The organism is Oleiphilus sp. HI0125, assembly GCF_001635355.1.
In genome coordinates this window covers 1-5617 of the sequence record NZ_LWGF01000616.1, presented here as the reverse complement: position 1 = coordinate 5617, position 5617 = coordinate 1, and the positions used below count along the sequence as shown (strand labels likewise).

The following is a 5617-nucleotide window of genomic DNA, read 5'->3' as shown; positions in this document are numbered from 1 at the left end:
GAACTTACTGATGTTGCCGAGCAGGGTGCAGAGCAAGTAGAGCAAGTAGAGCAAGCGGTCGCGAATCTAAATGAATATGTTCAATCGGTACAGCGAGATTTGCAGTTTCGATTGGATGACACGTCAGGTAAAACAGTGATAACTGTTTATGATCGGAGTACTGAAGAGGTAGTTCGACAAATTCCAGATGATGTCGCTATTCGTTTGGCTCGAGATTTGCAGCAGGATGAACCGATAAGTTTATTTAAAGCAAAAGTTTAGATAAACCGGCAATCCGGTGCTGAATATGTAAGGGCAAAAGGTAAACTTTTGCCCTTTTTTGTCCTAGGCTAGCCTCGCTAGGGTAAATTATTTAAAAGGTAGTAATTATGGCTAACGTATCATCTGTAGGTATTGGTTCTGGCGTTTTGACCAGTGATCTGATCGATCAGTTAGTCTCTGCTGAAAGAACGCCTACAGAGAATCGCTTAGATTCACGAGAACAATCCGTCACGGCTGAGCTGTCTTTATTCGCTCAGATACAATCTGCAGTGACAGATATTCGACTTCCTGCTCGGAATCTAGCTAACCCCGATACATTTAACGAATTGACCGTAAATGCCGGCAGTTCTGCCTTTACGGCAAGTTCAAATTCTAAAGCGATCGCAGGTAACTATACGCTTGAAGTCACTAGTCTCGCTAAATCACAATCTTTGAGTTCTGGAACTTTCGCCGACTCCGATACAACGCAAGTTGGCGAGGGCACACTAGCTTTCACTATTGATGGTGTGACAACAAATCTCGCGATCAATTCGTCGAATAATACCTTGGATGGTATCGCGTCAGCGATTAATGAAGAGTCTGCGTTGGGAGCGAGCGCAACGGTTATTAACAATGGTTCTGGCTATCAGCTTGTTATCACGAGCAGTGAAACAGGTGTTGCGAAGGCTATAGAAATTAACGTTACTGATTCGGACGGTAATAACATTGATGGGACAGGGCTGTCGCAGCTTTCCTATACCACAGGGGCACAAAACCTAATTCAGAATCAGGCAGCAACTGATGCGTCGTTTAACTTCAACGGCATTGCTATTACGCGTACCTCGAATACCGTTGATGATCTTGTTGAAGGTTTGACAATCGAACTCAAAGGTACAAACACAGGCTCACCGGCAAGTCTTACTGTTGAGCGCGATGACGATGTGGTTGTCGAGAAAGTTCAAGAGTTTGTAGATAAATATAATGCCTTGCGAGCGTTGATTGTTGAAAACTCACAGATTGATCCAAGTAATCCTGCGGCAGCCGGCCTATTGGTTGGTGATACAGCTACGCGCTCAATTTCCAATCAAATCCGAAATATCTTAGGTAGAACAATCGAAGGTTTGGGTAATGATCCTGTACGGGGCCTTGCTGAGCTTGGTATCTCTACCAATAATGACACTGGAAACCTTCAGTTTAATGAGGCTGAATTCCGCGAAAAATTAGAGTCGAGCCCAGAGTCTGTTGCGGCGGTATTTTCTAAGCAGGGCCGTACGACCGATGGGCAAATTGAGTTTTTGAGAGCAGGGTCTGATACAAAGCCAGGTAGCTACGATATAAATGTGACGCAACTCTCAACGAAGGGTGCGTTTACAGGTGCAAGTGCATTGGCCGCCAGTACGGTGATCGATGGCGATAATGATACGTTTACGTTGAGTATCGATGGTAATAGTTCAGCGACAATTACCTTAACAGCAGGTACTTATAATCAAGCAGACTTGGTTGCAGAAATTCAATCTCAGATCAATGCGGATCAAAGCTTATCCAATGCTGGCGTAAGCCTTGTTGTCGCGCTAGATGGTTCTAATCAGCTTACGTTTACCTCTGATAGCTATGGTAGCAATTCCCAAGTTCAATTCCTTGGTGTTGATGCAACGACCTTAACTACGCTTGGCATAGATGCTGTTGCTGGTACGGCTGGATTAGATGTCGAAGGCACAATCAATGGTGTTGCTGCGACCGGTACCGGACAGGTTCTGTCGGGCGCATCAGGCACTGATGTGGCGGGGCTCTTGGTAGAAATCCAAGGTGGTGCGACAGGTAGCCGAGGATCTGTTAGCTATATCGAAGGTGTAGGTGAAAAGTTAGTTGACCTTATTAACAACTTTTTGTCCGTAGATGGTACGATAACCGCCAAGAATGAACGTTTAAATTCTGAGCTTGATAGCATTGCGTTATCGCGTGCAAATCTTGAGGAACGTCTAACAAATTTAGAAAGTAATCTTGTACGACAATTTACCGCTGCCGATATACTTATCGCGCAGTTAAACAGTACGCAAGATTTCATCAAGGGCCAGCTCGAAGCTTTAGCTGGCACCGGAAGCGATGACTAGTGGAGAATTATAATGAAAGCACTAAATCAATATGCGGCAGTGAATGCGCAAACTAGCGTTGTAGATGTTGATCGGCATAAGTTGATTGAGTTGCTCTATGACGGCGCTCTTGAGCGTATTAATATGGCCAAAGCACGTATTTTAGCGAAGGACTATGAAGCTAAGAATAAGTTTATCAACAAGACGATTGATATCTTGGCTGGTTTGCGAAGTTTTATTGATGAGTCAAAAGCGGAAGAGTTAGCCGATAACTTGGCGCAACTATATGCCTATTGTGAAAGCCGGTTGTTAGAAGCTAATCTCAAAAATGATGTTGAGTTGTTGGATGAAGTGGCAAGTCACATCAGAACAGTGCGCGAAGGATGGGCTGGCATTCGTTCAGAAGCAGAGGCGCAGGGGCTGATCTAAGCATTAGTGATTATCAAAAAAGGCCGCTATTGCGGCCTTTTTTATTGTGTGCGAACTAAGCGTTCTTAGTTTCGCGCCATCGATTGCTCTAGTGCTTGAATTCGTTGCTCTAATGGCGGGTGAGATAAAAACAACGCACCAAATTTAGAGTGTCTGAGTCCGGAAATGCCAAACGCTGTTAATTGGTCAGGGAGTTCTTGGCTCTCTGTTTGTGCTTGAAGTCTCTTCAATGCTGCGATCATCTTATGCGTGCCTGCTAGTTTTGCTCCGCCAGCATCAGCGCGATATTCTCGTTGGCGAGAGAACCACATAACAATGGTGCTAGCGAGTATGCTCAGTACGATTTCAGCGATAATCGTTGATACCCAATATGCAATGCCGTGGCCTCGTTCGTTTTTGAAAACCACACGATCGATGGTGTGGCCAATAACGCGACTGAAGAAAATCACAAATGTGTTCACGACGCCTTGGATTAAGCTCAATGTGATCATGTCGCCGTTAGCAACATGGCTTACTTCATGGGCTAAAACAGCCTCAGCTTCATCTTTGGTCATGTTGTTTAAAAGGCCTGCACTCACGGCAACCAATGCATTGTTTCGGTTGGCACCCGTGGCGAATGCATTAACTTCTTTACCCGGATAAATCGCGACCTCAGGCATTCCAATACCTGCCGCTTTTGCCTGCATGCTAACGGTGTCTACTAGCCATTTTTCTGTTGGGTTGCTGGCTTGCGTAATTACTTTAGCGCCGGTGGTCTTTTTCGCCATCCACTTTGAGATCGCAAGGGATATAAATGAGCCGCCAAATCCAAATACTGATGCGAACAGTAGTAAGGAGTTCATGTTTAGGTCGACACCGTTGGCGTCGAGAATGCGTTCAAATCCAAGTAGTCTGAGTGTAATACTTAAGACAACAATGATTGCTAAGTTAGTAGCTAAAAACAGTAATATGCGCTTCACTTCAATCTCCGATATGAGTACTTGAACGGATATATGGGTTAATAGTTCAAAATAAAGTGGATAGGCCGGTTTCTAAAATTACATTTTTGATATGTCTATGCAAAACGAGCGGCTAATTGCCGCTCTTTAAGAAGGTCTAGAAAATGAATTTAAGCGTCGATAATTTGAGTTCCAATTTCGATTTTCTTAGGCTTCATCGCTTCAGGAATCTCTTTGACAAGATCAACCTTTAGAAGGCCATTTTCGAGATCTGCGCCGACGACGCGAACATGTTCAGCGAGTTCGAAGGTGCGTTCGAAGTCACGACCAGCAATACCTTGATGTAGGAACTTTCGTTCTTTGTGGTCTGCAACATGCTTTCCTTTAATATTGAGCTTATTGCGCTCGCTTGTGATCTGAATTTCGTTCTTTGAGAAACCAGCAACTGCGAGTGTAATTTGATATTTGTCGGATTCGATTACTTCAATGTTGTAGGGCGGGTAGCCAGTATTTTTCGAATCGCCTCTACTTGCGCTTTCTAGCAAGTTAAGTACGTGATCGTAGCCAATTGCAGTTCTGTATAGTGGTGAAAGGTCGATAGATCTCATAGTTTTATCCTCGTTGAGCAATAAATATATCGATAACCCTGACGGCGTTATCTGTGCCCTTGTTTAGGCGTTATGTTAAGAAAAACCCTATTGGCGTCTCTCTTAATAATACATATGAGATCTTTTTGTTGGATTCCAAGGGGAGGGAATGAAAATATTTTTCTACCAAAAAGGTCGATGACTTGCAGAGGTTAAGACCTAAGGCCTTAACCTCCTATTGGTAAGCTTTAGTGTGGCTTTAAGCTGCAGATTCATCGTCTGTGATTAGGGCGCTAGTATCTTCTCCGCCAAATGCATTAAGTAGTGCTGGCAGTAAGCGGTCAACCTCAAGTGCCATGATCGCAAAACCGGCATCAAATTTTTCCGCCGCACCCTCGGCTTGTGTGTCGTCGAGCTTGTCTTGCATCATATCCAAGAATTTTACGCGCTTTACGCCAAAATCGTCAGAGAGTACGAAACTCAATTTTTCTTCCCAGGTAAAGGCTTGTTTTTTGACTTGAAAGCCTAGAGCTTTGTTTTGGTCCAATTGGTCTTTGCCGATTGCCATTCCTTTATATTTAACGGTCGCTTTTTCTTCACCGCCTGTAACAAGTTCAGACTCTTCATTTAAAACGAATCCCGAAGGAGGAAGGTCGTCCTCAGATAGCCATGCCGTCATTAATGCAGCGGGAGCTGTATTTAATGTTGGTACCCTGATTGGCAGAGACCCCATGGCATTGCGAAGATGGCTAGTTAGTTCATCAGCCAGCTTTGCAGACGATGTGTTTAACACCATGTACCCGTCTTTCGGACAAATATAAGCATAGTGTCGAACTGTTTTTGTAAACGATCTTGGTAAAAGTTCTTGAGTGACAAGTTCTTTTAGTTCGCTTTTTTCTTTGCGCGTAACTTTACGATGTTGTGCTGCTTCAATCTCAGCCGCTTTGATATTAACTTGTTCAGTGACGACTGAACTTGGCAGTATGCGCTCTTGTTTTTTTAAGCAGATCATCCAGTACTTGTCGCAAACGTGTACAAAAGGAGCGCCTTCTTGATCGATTGGGCTAGCCCACCCTAAGCGCATGGCTTCTTGGTTATCGCAAGGCTTGAATGTTCCCTCTGATAGACGAGATTCTAGCTCATCTAAGTCGAAAGGTACGGGTTTAGTAAAACGGTAGAAGAAAAGATTTTTAAACCACATAATGTCACTGCTTATATAATAGATGTTGGGTTAGACGGATATGCATCGCGCCATTATAAAAGTGGGCGAGATTATGCTGTGTATTGAAGTAAGTTCCAACTTAATTATCTAGAATTTTTATTAATAAACATC

General features: G+C 43.8%; 6 protein-coding genes. 3 read left to right on the top strand and 3 right to left on the bottom strand.

Going from position 1 to position 5617, the window contains the following annotated elements:
* From A3762_RS07945 to fliS, 3 genes are all read left to right on the top strand, one after another.
* Nucleotides 1-261: flagellar protein FlaG (locus A3762_RS07945; RefSeq protein ID WP_197469138.1), on the top strand; the 261-nt coding region annotated here is incomplete at its 5' end.
* Between the two features lie 107 nt (nt 262-368).
* Complete coding sequence (gene fliD, locus A3762_RS07940) at nt 369-2351, top strand: flagellar filament capping protein FliD (protein WP_068754823.1); 1983 nt, start codon at nt 369-371, stop codon at nt 2349-2351.
* Between the two features lie 12 nt (nt 2352-2363).
* Nucleotides 2364-2759, top strand: a complete 396-nt coding sequence (gene fliS / locus A3762_RS07935) for a flagellar export chaperone FliS (RefSeq protein ID WP_068474697.1) — start codon at nt 2364-2366, stop codon at nt 2757-2759.
* Nucleotides 2760-2824: 65 nt separating this feature from the next.
* Here fliS and htpX read toward each other — a convergent pair whose 3' ends face one another.
* The 3 genes from htpX to A3762_RS07920 form a co-directional block, all read right to left on the bottom strand.
* Nucleotides 2825-3718 (bottom strand): protease HtpX, encoded by an 894-nt coding sequence (gene htpX, locus A3762_RS07930; protein ID WP_068482122.1) that lies wholly within the window; start codon nt 3716-3718, stop codon nt 2825-2827.
* Nucleotides 3719-3867: 149 nt separating this feature from the next.
* A complete protein-coding gene (locus A3762_RS07925) occupies nt 3868-4305 on the bottom strand; it encodes an Hsp20 family protein (RefSeq protein ID WP_068482125.1) in 438 nt (145 codons plus the stop codon).
* A gap of 238 nt (nt 4306-4543) precedes the next feature.
* Nucleotides 4544-5485 carry a recombination-associated protein RdgC gene (locus tag A3762_RS07920; RefSeq protein WP_068482128.1) on the bottom strand — a complete coding sequence of 314 codons (942 nt, stop codon included), beginning with the start codon at nt 5483-5485 and terminating at the stop codon, nt 4544-4546.
* Nucleotides 5486-5617: the final 132 nt, after the last annotated feature.

What these genes read in the sequence shown, in the direction of transcription:
- fliD (WP_068754823.1), top strand. Translation starts at nt 369, where the DNA reads ATGGCTAACGTATCATCTGTAGGTATTGGTTCTGGCGTTTTGACCAGT.
- fliS (WP_068474697.1), top strand. Translation starts at nt 2,364, where the DNA reads ATGAAAGCACTAAATCAATATGCGGCAGTGAATGCGCAAACTAGCGTT.
- A3762_RS07925 (WP_068482125.1), bottom strand. Translation starts at nt 4,305, where the DNA reads ATGAGATCTATCGACCTTTCACCACTATACAGAACTGCAATTGGCTAC.
- A3762_RS07920 (WP_068482128.1), bottom strand. Translation starts at nt 5,485, where the DNA reads ATGTGGTTTAAAAATCTTTTCTTCTACCGTTTTACTAAACCCGTACCT.